This is a genomic window from Nocardioides panacisoli, from assembly GCF_039537325.1.
GTDB lineage: Bacteria > Actinomycetota > Actinomycetes > Propionibacteriales > Nocardioidaceae > Nocardioides > Nocardioides panacisoli.
This window is the reverse complement of sequence record NZ_BAABAH010000001.1, coordinates 443,084-459,552: the sequence shown is the minus strand read 5'-3', so window position 1 is coordinate 459,552 and position 16,469 is coordinate 443,084. Positions and strand designations below refer to the sequence as shown.

General features: G+C 73.0%; 21 protein-coding genes. 9 read left to right on the top strand and 12 right to left on the bottom strand.

The window, feature by feature from the left end; genetic code table 11:
- Window positions 1-2 precede the first annotated feature (2 nt).
- Genes ABD709_RS02395 through ABD709_RS02385 form a run of 3 tightly spaced genes read right to left on the bottom strand, consistent with a single transcriptional unit; the run spans window position 3 to window position 3,008 of the window.
- Window positions 3-1,328, bottom strand: a complete 1,326-nt coding sequence (locus ABD709_RS02395; RefSeq protein ID WP_344772191.1) for a glutamate mutase L — start codon at window positions 1,326-1,328, stop codon at window positions 3-5.
- Window positions 1,321-2,481 carry a cystathionine gamma-synthase gene (locus ABD709_RS02390; RefSeq protein WP_344772190.1) on the bottom strand — a complete coding sequence of 387 codons (1,161 nt, stop codon included), beginning with the start codon at window positions 2,479-2,481 and terminating at the stop codon, window positions 1,321-1,323. The genes ABD709_RS02395 and ABD709_RS02390 overlap by 8 nt, the downstream gene beginning before the upstream one ends.
- 14 nt (window positions 2,482-2,495) lie before the next feature.
- Window positions 2,496-3,008, bottom strand: coding sequence for a hypothetical protein (locus ABD709_RS02385; protein ID WP_344772189.1), 513 nt, complete (start codon window positions 3,006-3,008; stop codon window positions 2,496-2,498).
- 34 nt (window positions 3,009-3,042) lie between these two features.
- On the opposite strand from ABD709_RS02385, the gene msrA reads away from it, so the two are divergent.
- The 5 genes from msrA (at window position 3,043) to ABD709_RS02360 (ending at window position 5,483) form a co-directional block, all read left to right on the top strand.
- A complete protein-coding gene (msrA, locus tag ABD709_RS02380) occupies window positions 3,043-3,693 on the top strand; it encodes a peptide-methionine (S)-S-oxide reductase MsrA (RefSeq protein WP_344772188.1) in 651 nt (216 codons plus the stop codon).
- 9 nt (window positions 3,694-3,702) lie between these two features.
- Window positions 3,703-4,053, top strand: coding sequence for a UBP-type zinc finger domain-containing protein (locus ABD709_RS02375; RefSeq protein WP_344772187.1), 351 nt, complete (start codon window positions 3,703-3,705; stop codon window positions 4,051-4,053).
- Between the two features lie 81 nt (window positions 4,054-4,134).
- A complete protein-coding gene (locus ABD709_RS02370) occupies window positions 4,135-4,482 on the top strand; it encodes a YciI family protein (RefSeq protein ID WP_344772186.1) in 348 nt (115 codons plus the stop codon).
- A gap of 232 nt (window positions 4,483-4,714) precedes the next feature.
- On the top strand, window positions 4,715-5,020 hold the full coding sequence (locus tag ABD709_RS02365) for a hypothetical protein (RefSeq protein ID WP_344772185.1): 306 nt from the start codon (window positions 4,715-4,717) through the stop codon (window positions 5,018-5,020).
- A 112-nt stretch (window positions 5,021-5,132) separates the two neighbouring features.
- Entirely contained in the window at window positions 5,133-5,483 is a 351-nt protein-coding gene (locus tag ABD709_RS02360; RefSeq protein WP_344772184.1) for a YciI family protein, read from the top strand.
- A gap of 31 nt (window positions 5,484-5,514) precedes the next feature.
- Here the strand turns inward: ABD709_RS02360 and ABD709_RS02355 are convergent, their stop codons facing one another.
- Entirely contained in the window at window positions 5,515-7,035 is a 1,521-nt protein-coding gene (locus tag ABD709_RS02355) for a hypothetical protein (protein ID WP_344772183.1), read from the bottom strand.
- 326 nt (window positions 7,036-7,361) lie between these two features.
- On the opposite strand from ABD709_RS02355, the gene ABD709_RS02350 reads away from it, so the two are divergent.
- Together ABD709_RS02350 and ABD709_RS02345 are read left to right on the top strand one after the other, a co-directional pair.
- The gene (locus ABD709_RS02350) at window positions 7,362-8,693 is read left to right on the top strand and encodes an ABC1 kinase family protein (RefSeq protein ID WP_344772182.1); all 1,332 of its coding nucleotides are present in this window, start codon (window positions 7,362-7,364) and stop codon (window positions 8,691-8,693) included.
- Window positions 8,694-8,773: 80 nt separating this feature from the next.
- On the top strand, window positions 8,774-9,679 hold the full coding sequence (locus ABD709_RS02345; RefSeq protein ID WP_344772181.1) for a universal stress protein: 906 nt from the start codon (window positions 8,774-8,776) through the stop codon (window positions 9,677-9,679).
- Between the two features lie 2 nt (window positions 9,680-9,681).
- Here ABD709_RS02345 and ABD709_RS02340 read toward each other — a convergent pair whose 3' ends face one another.
- From ABD709_RS02340 to ABD709_RS02325, 4 genes are read right to left on the bottom strand one after another with little or no spacing between them, the layout of a single operon-like run.
- Entirely contained in the window at window positions 9,682-10,209 is a 528-nt protein-coding gene (locus ABD709_RS02340) for a DinB family protein (protein WP_344772180.1), read from the bottom strand.
- Window positions 10,206-10,979, bottom strand: coding sequence for a VOC family protein (locus ABD709_RS02335; RefSeq protein ID WP_344772179.1), 774 nt, complete (start codon window positions 10,977-10,979; stop codon window positions 10,206-10,208). Before ABD709_RS02335 ends, ABD709_RS02340 begins: the two co-directional genes overlap by 4 nt.
- Window positions 10,976-11,497 carry a GNAT family N-acetyltransferase gene (locus ABD709_RS02330; RefSeq protein WP_344772178.1) on the bottom strand — a complete coding sequence of 174 codons (522 nt, stop codon included), beginning with the start codon at window positions 11,495-11,497 and terminating at the stop codon, window positions 10,976-10,978. The genes ABD709_RS02335 and ABD709_RS02330 overlap by 4 nt, the downstream gene beginning before the upstream one ends.
- Window positions 11,467-11,838 carry a pyridoxamine 5'-phosphate oxidase family protein gene (locus ABD709_RS02325; protein ID WP_344772177.1) on the bottom strand — a complete coding sequence of 124 codons (372 nt, stop codon included), beginning with the start codon at window positions 11,836-11,838 and terminating at the stop codon, window positions 11,467-11,469. Before ABD709_RS02325 ends, ABD709_RS02330 begins: the two co-directional genes overlap by 31 nt.
- A 25-nt stretch (window positions 11,839-11,863) precedes the next feature.
- On the opposite strand from ABD709_RS02325, the gene ABD709_RS02320 reads away from it, so the two are divergent.
- Together ABD709_RS02320 and ABD709_RS02315 are read left to right on the top strand one after the other, a co-directional pair.
- On the top strand, window positions 11,864-12,325 hold the full coding sequence (locus tag ABD709_RS02320; protein WP_344772176.1) for a hypothetical protein: 462 nt from the start codon (window positions 11,864-11,866) through the stop codon (window positions 12,323-12,325).
- Window positions 12,326-12,368: 43 nt separating this feature from the next.
- Window positions 12,369-13,226 (top strand): cobalamin-binding protein, encoded by an 858-nt coding sequence (locus ABD709_RS02315; protein WP_344772175.1) that lies wholly within the window; start codon window positions 12,369-12,371, stop codon window positions 13,224-13,226.
- Between the two features lie 2 nt (window positions 13,227-13,228).
- On the opposite strand, the gene ABD709_RS02310 is transcribed toward ABD709_RS02315, so the two are convergent.
- From ABD709_RS02310 to ABD709_RS02295, 4 genes are read right to left on the bottom strand one after another with little or no spacing between them, the layout of a single operon-like run.
- Window positions 13,229-13,756, bottom strand: coding sequence for a hypothetical protein (locus ABD709_RS02310; protein ID WP_344772174.1), 528 nt, complete (start codon window positions 13,754-13,756; stop codon window positions 13,229-13,231).
- Between the two features lie 17 nt (window positions 13,757-13,773).
- On the bottom strand, window positions 13,774-15,576 hold the full coding sequence (locus ABD709_RS02305) for an alpha/beta hydrolase (RefSeq protein ID WP_344772173.1): 1,803 nt from the start codon (window positions 15,574-15,576) through the stop codon (window positions 13,774-13,776).
- 1 nt (window position 15,577) lies between these two features.
- Window positions 15,578-15,904: a hypothetical protein gene (locus tag ABD709_RS02300; protein WP_344772172.1), complete on the bottom strand. Its 327-nt coding sequence runs from the start codon at window positions 15,902-15,904 to the stop codon at window positions 15,578-15,580.
- Entirely contained in the window at window positions 15,895-16,452 is a 558-nt protein-coding gene (locus ABD709_RS02295; protein WP_344772171.1) for a hypothetical protein, read from the bottom strand. Before ABD709_RS02295 ends, ABD709_RS02300 begins: the two co-directional genes overlap by 10 nt.
- Window positions 16,453-16,469: the final 17 nt, after the last annotated feature.

The window sequence follows — 16,469 nt, the reverse complement described above, 5'->3', positions numbered from 1 at the left end:
GCTCAGGTGAGCCGGCGCGCGAGCGCGTCGGCGACATCCGGGTACGCCGGCGCGAGCAGGCCGAGGGCGAGCAGGGTGTAGTCCGCGTCGACGACGACCCGGGCCCGTTCGGGGAGCTGCCAGCCGTCGGGATGGTGGGCGGCGACCAGACCGCCGAGCACCCGCTCGGCCACTCCGTCGCGGCCGTGCCGCAGCACCCCGCCGGACCCGACCACCAGCGCCACCTCGCGCAGGTCGACGCCGCTCCGCTCGACGACCCGGCCCTCGGGGGTTACCCGGACCTGCGATCGGCCCGCGTGCCGCCGTACGGCTTCCTCGGCGGCGGCGCGGGCGATCGTCTCGTCGCGGTCGAGCTCGGCCTCGGTCGCCGGCACGAAGGACCGGTCGATCCCGGTCGACTCCCGCATCCCGAGGTCGGCCTCGACGGTCCGGGTCGCGGCCGCCGGCGCGACCACCTCGTGCGCCAGGCCCTCGTCGGACCGCTCGGGGTCGAGGGTCACCACCGAGTAGACGTCGGTCGTCGACCCGCCGACGTCCACGACAGCCACGTCGCCGACGACGCGCGCCAGCACCTCGACGCCGCTGAGGACGACGTCGGGCGTCGCGCCCCGCACCAGCCCCGTGAACTCCGGGCGCTGGCTCAGCCCCTTGCCGCCGATGACGTGCCGCAGGAACTGCTCGCGGATCGCGGCCCGCGCCTCCTCGGGAGCGAGTACGCCGATCCGCGGCACCGCGTTCGCGGCCAGCACGTGCGGCACCTCGGCCAGGATCGCGCCCACCTCGTCGTAGGCCTCCACGTTCCCCGCCACGACCACCGGCCCGCGCCACCCCGACGCCACCATCGCCCGCGCCGCACCCACCAGCGCGTCCCGGTTGCCCCCGTCGGTGCCGCCGGTGAGCAGCACCAGATCAGCCCCGCCGCCGGTGGTTGAGGTGCGAGGCGCCCCAGCGCCGAGCCTCGAAACCTCCGGCGCCGTGTCCGCGACCGCTCGTCCTGCCGTCGCCACCACCCCCGCGACCCGCCCGCCGCTCGACAGGGCGACCCGACGCCCGGCCTCGGCGGTGACCAGCTCCTCGTAGCCGACGACCAGGATCCGCAGCCCACCGCCCGCGCTCGAGCAGGCGAGCACGTCGGCGTCGGCAGCCCGCGGGTCGGCGGCGGCGAGCTCCGCGCGGCAGGCGTCGACGGCGTCCATCACGTCGTCGGTGCCGAACGTCGGAGCCTGCGCGATGCCGACGACGACCGCGTCGTCGAGGTCGACCAGCAGCGCCTTGGTGAACGTGGACCCGACGTCGACGCAGAGGACCGCGCCGGCGGGCTCAGTCAAGCGCGCGCTCCAGGTCGGCCACCAGGTCGGCGGCGGTCTCGATGCCGACGCTGAGCCGGACCAGGTCGGCGGGGACCTCGAGGTCGGTGCCGGCGACGCTCGCGTGGGTCATCCGGCCGGGGTGCTCGATCAGCGACTCGACGCCGCCGAGCGACTCCCCGAGCGTGAAGACCTCGGCCCGCTCGCAGACGCGGAGGGCCGCCTCCTCGCCGCCGGTGCAGCGGAACGACACCATGCCGCCGAAGCGCTTCATCTGCCGCTGTGCGACCTCGTGTCCGGGGTGCGTCTCGAGGCCCGGGTAGATCACGTCGCCGACCGCCGGGTGCGAGGTCAGGAAGTCGACGACCCGCTCGGCGTTGTCGCAGTGCCGGTCCATCCGGACCGCGAGGGTCTTGATGCCCCGGTGGGTCAGGAACGAGTCGAACGGCCCGGGCACGGCGCCCATCGCGTTCTGGTGGAAGGCCACCCGCTCGGCGACCTCGAGATCGCGGACGACGACCGCGCCCCCGACGACGTCGGAGTGGCCGCCGACGTACTTGGTCGTGGAGTGGACGACGACGTCGGCGCCGAGGGTCAGCGGCTGCTGGAGGTACGGCGACGCGAACGTGTTGTCGACGACGAGCAGCGCACCCGCGTCGTGCGCGACCGCGGCGAGCGCCTCGATGTCGCCGATCGTGAGCAGCGGGTTGGTGGGCGTCTCGACCCAGACCAGCCGGGTCTCACCGGGCCGGATCGCGGCGCGGACCGCGTCGACGTCGTCGACCGGCGCCGGGCTGTGCGGGAGGCCCCACGGCTGCTCCACCTTGTCGAAGAGCCGGAAGGTGCCGCCGTAGGCGTCGTTCGGGATGACCACGTGGTCCCCGGGCTTGCACAGCGCCCGGACCAGGGTGTCCTCGGCCGCGAGCCCGGAGGCGAACGCGAAGCCGCGCTCCCCCTCCTCCAGCGCCGCGAGCGCGCCCTCGAGCGCGGTCCGGGTGGGGTTGGCGCTGCGGCTGTACTCGTAGCCGCCGCGCAGTCCGCCCACGCCGTCCTGCTTGTAGGTGGACGTCGCGTAGATGGGCGGGATGACCGCCCCGGTGGTCGGGTCGGGGTCGTAGCCCGCATGGATGGCGCGGGTCTCGAAACCACTCTTGGATCGGTGCTCCTGGCTCACCCCGCCGACCCTACTCAGACACGTGGCCGCGCCCAGCGCCCGGCGAGGCCGGCGCCGATCAACAGGGCCGCCACCAGCGGGAACTCGTACACCGCCGCCACGAACCAGAGGTGCGTCGAGGGCAGGTCCCTGGCGGTCGAGTAGAAGCTGCTGACGTCGAGGTGGAACCACAGGAAGGGCGCGACGCCGTACAGCAGCCCCGCGAGGACGGGGCCGAGCCCGGACACGCGCCCGAGTGCAGCCACGAGAAGGAGCAGCAGGGCGCCGACGGCGACCAGGACGAGGCCCTTCCCGGTGTGCGCCTCGTCGAAGTACGCCGTTCGCTGGACGGTGTACTCCTCGGCGCCGTAGTCGAACACCAGCAGCGCGACCGGCGCCACGACGACCGCGACCACCACGCTCAGAACGTGGCGGACGGCCATAGGCACCCCGCGTCGCGCGGGCGCCGCGAGCGGCGGAACCGCGGGTGGCGGGGCCGTGGGCGGCGGCGAGCCGGGGGCGACGGGTGCGTCGTAGGAATCGGTCATGGCGTGACCTTGCCCGAGCGGGGAGAATCGAACCATGTTCCTCAGCCGCAAGACCGAGATGGTCGAGGCCGACCGCGCGCTCCCGGGCCGCCCCGAGCCTGCTTATGCACTGCCCACGCTGCACGAGGTGCTGGGCACCCCGCTCGTCACCGACGAGACCAACATCCCCGCCGGCTTCGAGGTCGCCGAGTTCGGCCTCGGCTGCTTCTGGGGTGCCGAGGAGATCTTCTGGCAGATCCCGGGCGTCTGGTCGACCTCGGTGGGCTACGCCGGCGGCTTCTCGCCGAACCCGACGTACGAAGAGGTCTGCACCGGCCGCACCGGCCACACCGAGGCAATCCGCGTCGTCTTCGACCCCCAGGTCGTCTCCTACGCCGACCTGGTCAAGCAGTTCTTCGAGGTGCACGATCCGACCCAGGGGATGCGCCAGGGCAACGACGTCGGCACGCAGTACCGCTCCGCGATCTACTTCCACTCCCCCGAGCAGGAGCAGACCGCCCGCGAGCTGACGAAGGTCTACGGCGACGAGATCAGTCGCCGCGGCTACGGCGAGATCACCACCGAGATCGAGCCCGCCGGGGACTACTGGTACGCCGAGCCGCACCACCAGCAGTACCTGCACAAGGTGCCCAACGGCTACCGCTGCCACGCGAACACCGGCGTCCCGTTCCCGTCCACGGACTGACCACTCGCCTTGGCTGACGAGCTGGACATCCGACCCGACGTCCGTGCGTCGGGGGCGGGGTGCGTGGAGTGCCTGGAGGCGGGTGGCTGGTGGTTCCACCTCCGGCGCTGCGCGACCTGCGGTCATGTCGGTTGTTGCGACTCCTCGCCCGCTCAGCACGCGACCAGCCACTACCGGCTCTCGGGGCACCGCGTGATCACCTCGTTCGAACCGGGCGAGGAGTGGTTCTGGGACTACGGCTCCGGGACGGAGCTGCCGGCCACCCGCCTGGCCGACCCCCAGTCGCGCCCCGAGGACCAGCCGTGCCCGGGACCCGCGGGAGCGGTGCCGTCCGACTGGCGCGAGCACCTTCATCTCTGAGGCGGTTGTCGTATCCGGCTCCCCCTCTTCGTAGGGATGGTGGAGGGTGGCCATGAGGGCTGCCCGGACGAAGGAGGATCCATGCCCGAGTACGTCATCTTCTTCAACGAGGAGTGGGTGCCCGAGTTCAGCGAGGAGGAGCTGCGCGGCAAGTCGGCCGTTCTCCGGCCCTTGCTCGACGAGATGAGGTCCGCCGGGGCCCTGGTCTTCACCGGCGGCCTCGACGACAGCCCCCCGTTCAGCGTCGATCCCTCGGGCGGCGAGCCGGTGTTCTCCGATGGGCCGTACACCGAGACCAAGGAGCACCTCGGCGGCTTCGCCGTGGTCGACGTACCCGACGAGGACGCCGCCCGGCACTGGGCCGGCAGGATCGCCGTCGCGTGCGGATGGCCCCAGCAGGTCAACCGGTTCCAGCGGCCGCGGGGGTGAGGGTGGCGGTGGCGGTGAGCTGTAACTCAGTGTTGTGACCACTACCTCGGTGCTGTGACTCGTCATAGCACCGAGGTAGTGGTCGCAACTCCAGGGGAGCGTTCGTAACACTGAGTTACCCCCAGCGCGAGACGCGCGTGCACCCCCGGTATCCACCCGAGCCACCACGGGTACTGCTCCCTCCGGAGAGGGAGTGAGCACCATGCGTATTTTTCGTGCTCTCGGAGGATCGTTGCTGTGGATCGCGGCGGCGGTGCTGGGACTGGTCGGCGTGCTGCTGTGCGTGACGATCGTCCTGCTACCGCTGGGCGTGCCAGTGCTCTGGCTCGCCCGGAAGCTGTTCCACGCGGCCATGGCGATGCTCGTGCCGAGGAAGGTCAGACATCCGGTCGCGGCGGCCGGTGATGCGGTCCGGGACCGGACCGGCGACGCGCGGTCGGCGACGTCGTCCGCGCTGGAGCCGCTCGGGAAGCGGGTCGCCGACGTCGCCGGCCGAGGGCGGTCGTTCCTCGAGCACCAGCGCAAACGCCTGGCCTGAACGCGGCACCGCCTCGCGGCGATTCCTCCGGCGGAGCTGTCGTATCCGGGCAGCACTCTTCGTAGCGATGGAGGAGGGTGGCCATGAGGGCTGCCCGGACGAAGGAGATGCCATGCCCGAGTACCTCGTGTACTTCAACCAGCAGTGGGTCGGTGACCACCCCGAGGAGTGGTTCCTCAGCCGGGTCGCCCCGTCGATGGCGGTCGTGGAGGAGATGAAGGCCGCGGGCGTCTACGTGTTCGCCGGCGGCCTGGACGAGGGGGCGAAGGCCTACTCGGCTGACCCCACCGGTGACGAGGTCGTCGTCACCGACGGACCCTACGTCGAGACCAAGGAGCACCTCGGCGGGTTCGCCGTCATCAGCGTGCCCGACGACGAGGCGGCGAAGTACTGGGCCGGCAAGGTCGCCGTCGGGTGCGGCTGGCCGCAGGAGGTACGCCGCTTCGGGCGGCCGCCGGCCTGAGCCGCGCAGCTTGTGCTCTCCGCTGAGACGGTCAGGCCGGCGGCGGAGGGGGCGGTGGTACGTCTGGGGTGACCGGCGACGGTCCCGACGGTGGTGGCGGGGGTGGCGGCATCGTGCCTGCCGCCACCGAGCGCGACCGACCCGCGTCGACCTGCAGGCGCTTGAGGGCGCCGAGCACCTGCCGGTCGATGCCACCTCGGGCTGCGGCCAGCGCGAGGGCGACGAGCAGGGCAATCCCCGTGATGAAGAAGGTCGCCTGCACACCTTCCAGCCCCATGACGCCCGACGACTCGTACGTCTCGCTGCCAGCGTCGAGATGGACGGTTCCGTGACCGTTGGCGAGGCGGACGAGTACGGGGACCGCGATGAGGAGCGAGGCAGCCCAGCACAGCAGGTTGCGCAACAGCGTTGTGCGGACGCTGAGCCTCGAGACGACCCACGCCGACGCGACCAACACGACCAAGAGGACGAGCGGGGCGGCCCACAGACCAGGCTCGTCTCCGCCGTCGCCGGCGTACCAGCCGAGGCGGTGCCAGTCAGTGGGCCTGCTGTTCTCGCCGTCACCGATCTCGCGGCCGGCAGTGCCGACGTCTGCACCGGCGCCCAGGCCGAGAAGAGCCAATCCACCGTTGCCGAGAAACGCAGCGATAGCCGCCCATGCGGCCCCCGTGTCACCTGTGTCGACGTCCTCGTCCACTCGGTCGCCGCCGAACATGAGCAGTCCCACTCCGATGACTCCGGCCACCGGCAGCAGGGCCACGAAAGCCGCCAATCCGTGCAGCACCGGCGCCACCCACTCGACAACCGCTCGCATTCGCCCGGTCCACCAGCTGCGACGTGCGACGCAGGCCAGGATGAGCACCGGCGTGATCGTGAAGAGCGGCATGAAGAAGGCTCCAGCCGCATACGAGCCCCACGTCGAGTCATCGCCAAAGTCCAGGTCTCGAGCCGCATCAGCGAACCAGCCTCGACCGAGCTCATCGAAGTCGGACCGCAAGACCAGCGAGACGACCAGCAGGGGTAGTGCGACGAGCAGGGCGACCCGCAGTGCGTCCGCGAGCGCGGGCCACGGTGTGGGGTAGTCGCGGGTCATCCGCTGGAATGCCAGCACCGCCACGGCGAAGGCGACGATCGTGATGGTCAGCGGGAAAGCCGCGACCGACAGCCCGAAGTCCCAACTGTCGCCGCCGATGTCCTGAGGGGTGCCGTTGACGAAGAAGTCCGCACCGAATACGCCACACACGACGACAGCGCCTAGCGTCAGCGAGTTATCGATCCCGAAGTCCGGGGGCTTCGCGACGAGACCGACGATGAGGCTAAGGAGCCCAGCCGTCACCAGGGTCACCGCGGCAACGATCGTCGAACCGATCCAGTTGCCGGCCAGTACGCGTGTTGCCGCGGCTCGGAGATCGACGGTGGCCAGGCCCCCGGTCGACGGCTGTGGCGGGCGCATCAAAGGCGGCGGGCTAGACGGCAAGGAGGCCGAGGGCGGCGGTCCCGACGGACGTGGACCAAGACGCTCGGTTCCTTCGGGTGGCGTCGGCTCGGTCATCGATCTCTCCTCATCGTCATTCGGCGAGACACCGCGACGGAGTCCCGAGATGGAGCTGGTCGTGATCCACTCGAGCCTGCTCGCGACCGCACGTCGCGGCCGAAAGCCGACATCGGGGAGCACCGATGACTCGGCATCTTACGAGCTCGCCGGTGCGGGCCGCGCCAACAGGCGGAGCTGCACCCGGCGTCAGCGCCGCTGCGTAGGTGCTCTGACGAGCCGCGGCGTCCGAGCACTGGTCGTGACGGGCCGCCTCCGAACGCCGAGCTGCCGCAGATCTGGACGTCGCCCGGCCCCGGTTGCCCGCACCCGCGACAATAGGCGACATGGCGGACCTCCCCCGCAACGCAGCGGCGCGCACGGCACGACTGGCAGCGCTGCCGCTGGGGTACGCCGGCCGCACCGCCCTGGGCCTCGGGAAGCGGCTCGGCGGGGCTCCCGCCGAGGCGGTGATGACCGAGATCCAGCAGCGCACGGCCGACCAGCTGTTCCGCACCCTCGGGGAGCTCAAGGGCGGGGCGATGAAGTTCGGCCAGGCCCTGTCGGTCCTCGAGTCGGCGCTGCCGGAGGAGATGGCGGCGCCCTACCGCGAGCACCTCACCCGGCTCCAGGACGCCGCGCCGCCGATGCCGACGCAGACCGTCCGCGAGATCCTCGCCGCCGACCTCGGGCCGGACTGGCGCGACCAGCTGGTCTGGCTGGACGGCGCCCCCACCGCGGCGGCGTCCATCGGGCAGGTGCACCAGGGCCGTTGGCACGACGGCCGCACCGTGGCGGTGAAGGTGCAGTACCCCGACGCCGGCGCCGCGCTCCAAGCCGACCTCCGCACCCTCGCCCGGGCGGCCCGGATGATCGGGCCGCTCGTGCCCGGGGTGGACATGAAGCCGCTGGTCGAGGAGGTGCAGGCGCGCGCCACGGAGGAGCTCGACTACGACCTGGAGGCCCAGGCCCAGCGGCTCTTCGCCGAGGAGTTCCGCGGCGACGACGGGATCGTCGTACCGGACGTGGTCGCGGTCGGCCCGCGCGTGCTGATCACCGAGTGGCTCGAGTCGCCGGCCTCGCTGGCCCTGGTCATCGCCGACGGGACGCCCGAGGAGCGCGACCACTACGGCGAGATCTTCACCCGCTTCCTGTTCTCCGGGCCGGCCCGCACCGGGCTGCTGCACGCCGATCCGCACCCCGGCAACTTCCGCATCATCCCGAACGAGGACGGCAGCCCGGGCAAGCTCGGCGTCCTCGACTTCGGCGCGGTCGCCCGCCTCCCCCAGCGCGGGCTCCCGGCGCCGATGGGCCGGCTGATCCGGCTCTGCGCCGCAGGCGACGGCGACGCGCTGATCGAGGGCCTGCGCGAGGAGGGCTTCCTCAAGGACAAGATCCGGATCGAGCCGGACCTGCTGATGGACTACCTGTCGCCCTTCGTCGAGCCCACGAAGGTCGAGCGGTTCCGGTTCTCGCGGGAGTGGATGCGCGAGCAGTTCCAGCGGATCAACAACCCCAAGGACCCCGCGTACACGATCTCGATCAAGCTCAACCTGCCGCCGTCCTACGTCCTGATCCACCGCACCTGGCTCGGCGGCGTCGGCGTGCTCAGCCAGCTGGGCGCCGAGGCGCCGTTCCGGGCGATCATGGAGGAGTACCTTCCCGGCTTCGCGGCGTGACCTCCGCGGAGTGACCTTCGGCCCGACCCTGGGGACCTACGCCGCTACGCCAACACGTCGTCCCGGAGCACCGTGAAGGTATGGACACCACTCTCGCCACCGCTGTCACCGGAGCCGTCGTCGTCGGCGCCGACGGATCCACCGGATCCGACGAAGCGGCCCGCTGGGCCGCCCACCACGCCGCCCTGGAGCACCGTCGCCTGGTGCTCGTGCACGCCATCCCCGAGCACCTCGCTGCGACCTGGCCGTCGACCTACGCCGTCGACGTCGTCGCCTACCGCGAGGCGCTCCTCGCGGAGGCCGGCCAGACGCTCGTCGCTCTGCGGGATCGGCTCCGGAAGGAGCACGTCGGCCTCGACGTCGAGGAGTACGCCGTCATCGGCGACCCGCGGGACGTGCTGGCCGAGAGCAGCCGCCGCGCCGCGCTCGTCGTCGTCGGAACCCGGGGCCGCGGCTCCGTCCGGCGCGCGATCCTGGGCTCGGTCGCAGTCTCGCTGAGCCGGCACACCCACGGGCCGCTCGTCGTCGTACGGCCGGGCGCCTCGCTCCCGTCGCACCGCGGCGTCCTCGTCGGCGTCGACGCCGATCCGCGGTCGCAGGCGGCACTGGAATTCGCGTTCGAGGTCGCCTCCTTCCACCATGCGCCCCTGACGGTCGTGCACAGCACGTGGGACGCCGACGCGTACGTCGCCGGGGCCAGCTACGTGCCGCCCATCCCGACGTCTCCGGAGGAGACGAAGCTCATCGTCAGCGAGGTCACGGCGGGGCTCCGCGAGAAGTACCCCGACGTCGAGGTGCACGTGCGCTCGGCGCACGGCCTGCCCGAGCAGGAGCTCGTCCGGCTGTCGAAGGACGACGACCTGCTGGTCGTCGGGGTGCGCGGACGCGGGACCCTCGCCGAGCTGCTCGTCGGCTCGACGACGACCGCCGTCGTCGAGCAGGCCCAGTGCGCCGTCGCGGTCGTGCCCGCGTCAGCGGCGAGCTGACCTCAGAACCCGGTGGCGCCGTCGACCGTCTCACGCAGCAGGTCGGCGTGGCCGCAGTGCCGGGCGTACTCCTCGATCATGTGCACCACGATCCAGCGGACGTTCGGTCGACGGCCGTGCTGGGACCGCGCTGCGAGCACGTCGAGACTCTCGAGCCGGTCCAGCTGGGCGTTCGCGCGCTCGATCGCGGCCGTCAGGAGCCCGACCAGGTAGGCCGGCTCGTCGTCGGCCGCCGTGCGGAACTCCCAGTCCGGGTCGGAGTCCCAGTCGACGCTGCCGAACGGCTCCTCCCAGGGCACGTCGAGCAGGATGGCGCCGAACCACCAGTCCTCCACGCCGGCCATGTGCTTGACCAGGCCGCCCAGCGAGAGCGTGGTCGGGTGGTCGGGTGGGAGCGTGCGCGCGAGCTGCGCGCGGTCGAGCCCCTCGACCTGGCGCAGCAGCGTCGCCCGGTAGAAGTCCAGGAACGACCTCAGCATGGTCGTCTCGTCGGCGTCGGCCGGCGGGTGCGTGCGCGGGAAGTCGCTCATGCGCCGAACCTACGCGGCTCCGCAGACAGCAGTCCCGTCCCGGGATCCCGGTCGGTGATGCAGTAGCGCCGACCGGTCGGGTCCACGAGGACGGTCCACCCCTCGCGCACCTCCTCGACGGTCGCGCCCAGGGCGGCATGGCGGTCGGTCTCGGCCGGCCGGTCGGTGCAGGCCCAGTCCAGGTGCCCCCGTACGGCGTCGCCCGGGTCGTCCGCACCGAGCTCCTGGAGCAGGATCCGGAGCGGCTGCTCCGGTGGCCGGGCCAGCGAGCGGAACTCCGTGTGCTCCCCGGCGCCGCGCAGCTCCCAGCCGGTCAACGCCGCCCAGAAGGCGCACTCGGCGTCGAAGCGCGCCGCCGGCACGTCGACGCAGACCTGGTCGAGCGCCGAGACCTGGCCGCCGGGCCACACCGAGGGTCGCGCTCGCTCTCCACCGGCGCCCGGCACCAGGCAGAACGTGAACCCGCCCGGCGACGCCATCACGTAGTAGCCGAGGTCCGCGACCTCCCTCGCGCCGAGCCCGACGGCTCTCTCGGCGGCGTCGCGCGGGTCGTCGACGTGCAGGTCGAGGTGGAGGCCGTCCGGGCCGCGGCCCAGCCGCTGGACCCGCAGGTAGGCGTCGCCGTCGGACGGCAGCAGGGTCGCGAACTCGCCCTCGACGCCGCGTGACGGCGAGACGTCATCGTCGGTGAGCGCGGCCCAGAAGCCGACGCCGGCGTCGTACGACGCGGGCGCGAGGTCGAGGAAGGCGGTCAGCCAGTTGACGGTCATGCCTCCTCCTCCTCGAGGTCGAGGTACATCACGTGCAGCCCCACGAAGCCGTGCCGCCGCGACCGGAACGCGCCCGGCACGGTCCCGACGACCCGGAAGCCGAGGTCCTGCCAGAGCCGCACCGCGGCCGTGTTCGTCTCCACGACCGCGTTGAACTGGATCCCGCGGAACCCCTGCTCGCGGTGCCACTGCACCACGTGCTCGGCCAGCCGCCGGCCGACGCCCCGGCCGCGCGCGGCCTCGGCCACCATGAACGAGGCGGTGCCGACGTGGTCGCCGCGGCCGGGCCGGTTCGCGCCCATCCGGGCGGAGCCCAGCACCTCGCCGTCCTCCTCCAGCACGACGACCGCACCACCCCCGCCGAACCACAGGTCCCTGGCGGCCTCGCTGCTCAGCCCCTCGGGGTAGGCGTAGGTCTCCCCGTCCTCGACGATCGCGGCGAAGAACGGGTGGATCCGCGGCCAGTCGTCGGTGGTCGCGGGCCGGATCACGGCACCGGGGCGCAGTCGTGGCCGCACCCGTCGGGAGGCGGCGGTCCGTCCGCGTGCGACCGCGGCCGGTGCAGGACCGCCGAGGTCGGCTGGACGACGACGTCGTCGCCGTGCGGACGGCCGGTGCCGTCGACGATCAGCGTGTAGCCGCGCGGCTCCTTGGGCGGGAAGACCAGGCTGACCACAGGGTTGCTGCCGACGTTGCCGAGGGTGCCGCTGCCGGGACCGGTGACGCGCAGGCCGTCGTCGCCGTACTCCGGGTCGACGGTCACCACCTTCACCCGCCCGTCGACGGTCGTCAGCAGGTAGCCGCTGCCGAAGTCCGCGAGTGCCGCCTTGAGGTCGCCGATGCCGACCGGGATGCTCATGTCATCACCTTAGAAGGAGGTACCGATGAAGCGCTCCGCCCATCTGCTCGCCGCTCTGCTGCTCGGCCTCACGGCCTGGAGCTCGGCCCCCGCCGCCTCGCACGCCGCCGCTCCGCACGGCACTGCTCCGCACGTCGCGCCGGTCGCCCGTTCCTACAGCGACTTCGTCCGCACCTGGTACGGCCACACCCGCCACCTGCGGATCCGCAGCGACCACACCGCCCGCGAGGTCGTCTACTCCGGCTGCTGCGACCACGTCCTCAACGTCCGCTACCGGCTCGGCCACGCGCACGGCACCACCCGCCGCGGCTGGCTGCACGCGCGGGTGACCCACGTGCGGGTCTTCGACCCGGGGCTGATCGACAACCCGCCGCACCGCGGCGACCGCGGCCGGTTCCGGGTGCGTCACGGCGTCCTGACCGACCCGTTCACCGGGACCAACTACTGCACGATCCACGCGGGGCAGACCGGAGCCTGCGGCGCCTGACGCCCTCGTCGGGCCGGCCCTCCCGACCCGTAGGGTCGGGAGGGTGAGGATCGTGTCGCTGCTGCCCTCGACCACGGAGATCCTGTTCGCCATCGGCGCGGGCGAGGACGTCGTCGGGGTGACCTTCGAGTGCGACTACCCCGAGGAGGCGCGCACGCGGCGGATCGTGTCGACCTCCGCGATGCCCGAGGGCCTGCGGCCGAGCGAGATCGACGCGTTCGTCGCCGACGCGATGCGCCGCGGCGAGGACCTCTACCGCCTGGACGCGGGCGCCCTCGCCGGGCTCGACGCCGACCTCGTCGTCACGCAGGACCTCTGTGCCGTGTGCGCGGTCGACGTGTCCGTCGTCGACGACGCCCTCGCGCACCTCGGCTGCACGGCGGAGGTGCTCACCTGCGACCCGCACACGCTGGAGGAGGTGCTCGCCTCCGTCGAGCGGCTGGGCGCCGCCACCGGCCGCGCGGACGAGGCCGCAGCCCTGGTCGCTGACCAGCGCCACCGGATCGAGGCCGTCACCGGACGTGTCGCCGGCCGCGCGCGGCCCCGGGTCGTGCTGCTGGAGTGGACCGATCCGCCGTTCGCGCCCGGCCACTGGATCCCGGAGATGATCGAGATCGCGGGCGGCGAGTGCGTGCTCGGCACGCCCGGGGAGAAGTCGGTGCGCACGACCTGGGACGAGGTCCGGGACGCGCGACCGGAGCTGGTCGTCGTGGCACCGTGCGGCTACGACCGGGACGGGGCCCAGGAGCTCGCCGACGAGCTGGTCCGTCGTGAGGTGCTGCCGGTCGGAACGCCGGTGCACGCCGTGGACGCCAACGCCTCGTGGGCGCGGCCGGGGACCCGGCTGGTCGACGGCATCGAGGAGCTGGCGGCGCTCCTGCACCCCCTGCCGCCGGGCTGAGCTCAGCCAGCGCCCGGGACGTCCTTGGCGGGCCGGCTGCCGTAGTCCACGGCGACGTCGTGGGAGCTGTCCACGCACCCGCCGGCGACCTTGACGTCGGTGCCGTGGGCACCGACCTGGATCCGGATCGACCGCTGCTTCAGGGTGCCCTCGACGACCTCGGGGTTCGCGGGCCGGTCGACCGCCCAGCCGTCGTCCTCGAGCAGGGTGGCCACCCGGTCCACGGCCGCACCGGCTTCGGGGCTCGCACCGAACTGAGGGTTGCTGGTGTACTCCGCGCCCGTCAGGTCGGGCTCCATCCCGCAGGTGCGGTAGAAGGCACGCCCCCCGGAGGCGTCGGCCTTCAGAGCCTTGGCGAGCCGCGGGACCAGGTCCGCGACCAGCGCGTCGACCGACTTCTCGTCGGAGTCGAGCCGGCTGCGCGCGTCGTCCTGGCTGTCCCCTCCCCCGCCGCCGCCGCAGCCGGTCAGACCGAACCCGGCCACGAGCACGGTCACGGCCAGCAGGGAGATCCGGCGCAGCAGACGCATGAGCCCATCCTTACCGGTCACGGGTGCGGCCTCGCCAGGTGCAGCAGCGAGTCGCCGAAGTGGCCGATGTCGTCGGCGAGGTCCTTGCCGCGGTCGAACAGCCACTCCCCGCCGCTGCTGGTGGTGCTGCCGGCGAGCAGCTCGCTGAGGTTCTGGTAAGAGCCGTCGCCGCCCGCGGCCCGTCCGGCGTCGACCGTCGGGTCGCCACCGGTGGCGATGTCGGTGATGTTGTCCAGCGACCGCCCGCCGAAGTAGGACGTGTGGTTGTGGAGCAGGTCCTCCACGCGATAGGACCCCGGCGCCACGTCGAAGCGCGTCGCGCCGAAGCTCTCCTGCGCCGGGTCGTAGCCGAGCGCTCCCACGCCGCCGCGCGAGCCCAGCCCGAGCAGGCTGACCGGGTCGTAGTCGGCGGCGCCGACGTAGACGTCCCCGTGGGTGAGCTGTCCCGCGGTCGGGGCCGGCGCGCCGGGGCTGCCGAGCAGGACGTACTGGTCCGCGGCCGCCCCGTCCTGGGCTGCGTATGCCGCCGTCGTCGCGCCGTAGCTGTGCCCGATCAGGGTCAGGTCCTCCGGGGCGCCGCGGTCGGTCGCGCGAAGACCGTCCACGAAGTCGGCGAGCCGCTCGCCGCCGACCCGAGCGTCGTCCGTGGACACGACTCCGCCGATGTCCGCGAGCTCGTGCACATCGGTGAACGAGTCGGCGCTCGGGGCGTCGTAGTCGTCCCAGAGGATCGTCGCGACGCTGCCGCGACCCTCGTCGACCATCGTGTCGTGCAGGGTGTCGATGCGGTCGAAGCCGCTCAGGTCGCCGCCCTCGCTGGTCGTCCCCGGGACGTAGGTCGCCACGTGGTCGGCCGTGTCGGGATTGCCCAGGCTGACGACCACGCCGCCGTCGCCGCTGTAGTCGTCGGGCCGGAAGCCGATGACGAACAGCTGCTGCCCCCCGGTGTCCGGGTCCGGAGCGCTGTAGCGGTCGACGAGGTCTGCGAGCCTCCGGTCCTTCTCGAGCTCCGCGCGCTCGGCGTCGGTCAGCTGGCCGTCCCGCTCCCGGCGGCCGAGGTAGTCCAGCCGCCCGCCCAGGTAGGCCCGGTTGGCCTGGTCGCGTGCGGTCACCGGGATCCCGTCGGCGTTGCCGAGCAGGTGCGGCGCCTCGGTCACCAGGCACTCGCGCTGGGCGCGGGTCAGGGTCCGCCACCAGGCGGCGAGCGCTGCCGGGTCGCCCACCCGCTGCGAGAGCTGGTGCAGCAGGTCGGTCGGGTCGAGCCGGCCCGGGGCCCGCGCCGCGGCCCTGCCCTCCCCGACGGTGTCGACGGCCTGTAGCGCGGTGACGAAGTCGTCCTCCGCCGCCTGGTAGCGGGTCTCCCAGGCGGAGATGTCCGCGACGAGCGTCCCCGCACGATGGCGCAGCCGGGCGGCGATCCTCTCGAGTCCGGTGAGGTCCGTGGACTCGCCCGCGTGCGCGATCGCCGAGCGGACGGTCTCGATGTCCTCACCGAGGTCGGTCCGCTCGCGCTCGAGGGCGATCCGCTCGTTCTCCAGCCGGCGGAGCCGGTCCTCGAACCGGTCGGCGGCCACCACTGCACCGTCGAGGGCGGCCTCGCCTCCGTCGAGGCGTACGGCGAACCGCGCTCGCGCGCTGACCGCGGACTGCTGCGCCTCACCGGCCCAGTCCGTGCTGGACGAGCCCTGGGCCCAGGCCTGGACCTCCTTGACGTCGGTCGTGACGGCCCGCAGGTCGCCGGCGAGCTGCGCGGCGCCCTGCGAGGTCGACTGCATCCGGCGGAACGGCCCGACCTCGGCGGGCAGCACGATCGCGGCCATCTCAGCGGCCCTCGATCCGGGCGTCGTGGAAGGCCCACGGCAGCACCGACCGCATCAGCCTCGCCTGCGCCGTGTCGGTGATCAGGAAGTCACTGCCGGTGTCGAGGAAAGCGTCGCTGAAGGTCTGCGCCTTCTGGCCGCACGCCTTGAGCTCGTCGCCCCACCGCTGCCGGAACGTCTCCACGGCGGCGGTCGCGGCCGGCGAGAGCCCGCTCGTGGACGCGGTCACGAGCCGGCGGAAGGAGCCGTCGAGCTCGTCGGCGGCCTCGTCCCACTCCGCCTTCGCCGCGCTCAGCACCCCGTAGGGGACGTCGATCGTCACCGCCATGACCCCGCCTCCTCGACGAGCAGCGCCCGGTCCTGGCCGGCGACCGCCATCGGGCGCGTGGCGACGGTCAGCACGGTGGCGCCCGGCCCGGCCTCGGCGCGGAGCTCGGCGTGGCCGTCGGTCGCCCGCAGCAGCGGGTGGCCGTTGCGGCTGCCGGGATCGAACCGCCAGCCGCCGTCGTCGCGGTCGAGCCGGGCCGCGATCTCGCGGAGGGCCGCGGCGCCGGCGTCCACCCCGATCCCGCGCACGCCCGCCTCGGTGACGAGGGCCCGGCCGCCGGGGCGGCTGCGCCAGCCGACGGACGGCGAGCCCGGGTCGCCGTACTCCTCGAGGACGGGTGCGGCCACCTCCCAGGCACGGCGGGCGGCCCGGACGGCGTCGCGCGCCTCGGCGAGCGGCACGGGTGGCGGCTCGTCGCCGGGCAGCTCCGGTGGGAGGAGGACGAGCGTGGCGCCGGGGTGCCGCTCGCGGACGGCGGCCCAGAACGGGTCGCTCTCGACTACGGAAGGGGAGGTACGGCGCAGCGGGCGCCCGAGATCGTCTGCCATGCCCGTTCGCCTGCCCG

Coding starts and splice junctions, on each gene's coding strand:
- ABD709_RS02345 (WP_344772181.1), top strand. CDS start 8,774: ATGGACACCACTCTCGCCACCGCTGTCACCGGAGCCGTCGTCGTCGGC.
- ABD709_RS02320 (WP_344772176.1), top strand. CDS start 11,864: ATGAAGCGCTCCGCCCATCTGCTCGCCGCTCTGCTGCTCGGCCTCACG.
- ABD709_RS02385 (WP_344772189.1), bottom strand. CDS start 3,008: ATGACCGATTCCTACGACGCACCCGTCGCCCCCGGCTCGCCGCCGCCC.
- ABD709_RS02305 (WP_344772173.1), bottom strand. CDS start 15,576: ATGGCCGCGATCGTGCTGCCCGCCGAGGTCGGGCCGTTCCGCCGGATG.
- ABD709_RS02295 (WP_344772171.1), bottom strand. CDS start 16,452: ATGGCAGACGATCTCGGGCGCCCGCTGCGCCGTACCTCCCCTTCCGTA.
- ABD709_RS02310 (WP_344772174.1), bottom strand. CDS start 13,756: ATGCGTCTGCTGCGCCGGATCTCCCTGCTGGCCGTGACCGTGCTCGTG.
- ABD709_RS02370 (WP_344772186.1), top strand. CDS start 4,135: ATGCCCGAGTACGTCATCTTCTTCAACGAGGAGTGGGTGCCCGAGTTC.
- ABD709_RS02325 (WP_344772177.1), bottom strand. CDS start 11,838: ATGAGCATCCCGGTCGGCATCGGCGACCTCAAGGCGGCACTCGCGGAC.
- ABD709_RS02340 (WP_344772180.1), bottom strand. CDS start 10,209: ATGAGCGACTTCCCGCGCACGCACCCGCCGGCCGACGCCGACGAGACG.
- ABD709_RS02360 (WP_344772184.1), top strand. CDS start 5,133: ATGCCCGAGTACCTCGTGTACTTCAACCAGCAGTGGGTCGGTGACCAC.
- ABD709_RS02335 (WP_344772179.1), bottom strand. CDS start 10,979: ATGACCGTCAACTGGCTGACCGCCTTCCTCGACCTCGCGCCCGCGTCG.
- msrA (WP_344772188.1), top strand. CDS start 3,043: ATGTTCCTCAGCCGCAAGACCGAGATGGTCGAGGCCGACCGCGCGCTC.
- ABD709_RS02355 (WP_344772183.1), bottom strand. CDS start 7,035: ATGACCGAGCCGACGCCACCCGAAGGAACCGAGCGTCTTGGTCCACGT.
- ABD709_RS02350 (WP_344772182.1), top strand. CDS start 7,362: ATGGCGGACCTCCCCCGCAACGCAGCGGCGCGCACGGCACGACTGGCA.
- ABD709_RS02300 (WP_344772172.1), bottom strand. CDS start 15,904: ATGGCGGTGACGATCGACGTCCCCTACGGGGTGCTGAGCGCGGCGAAG.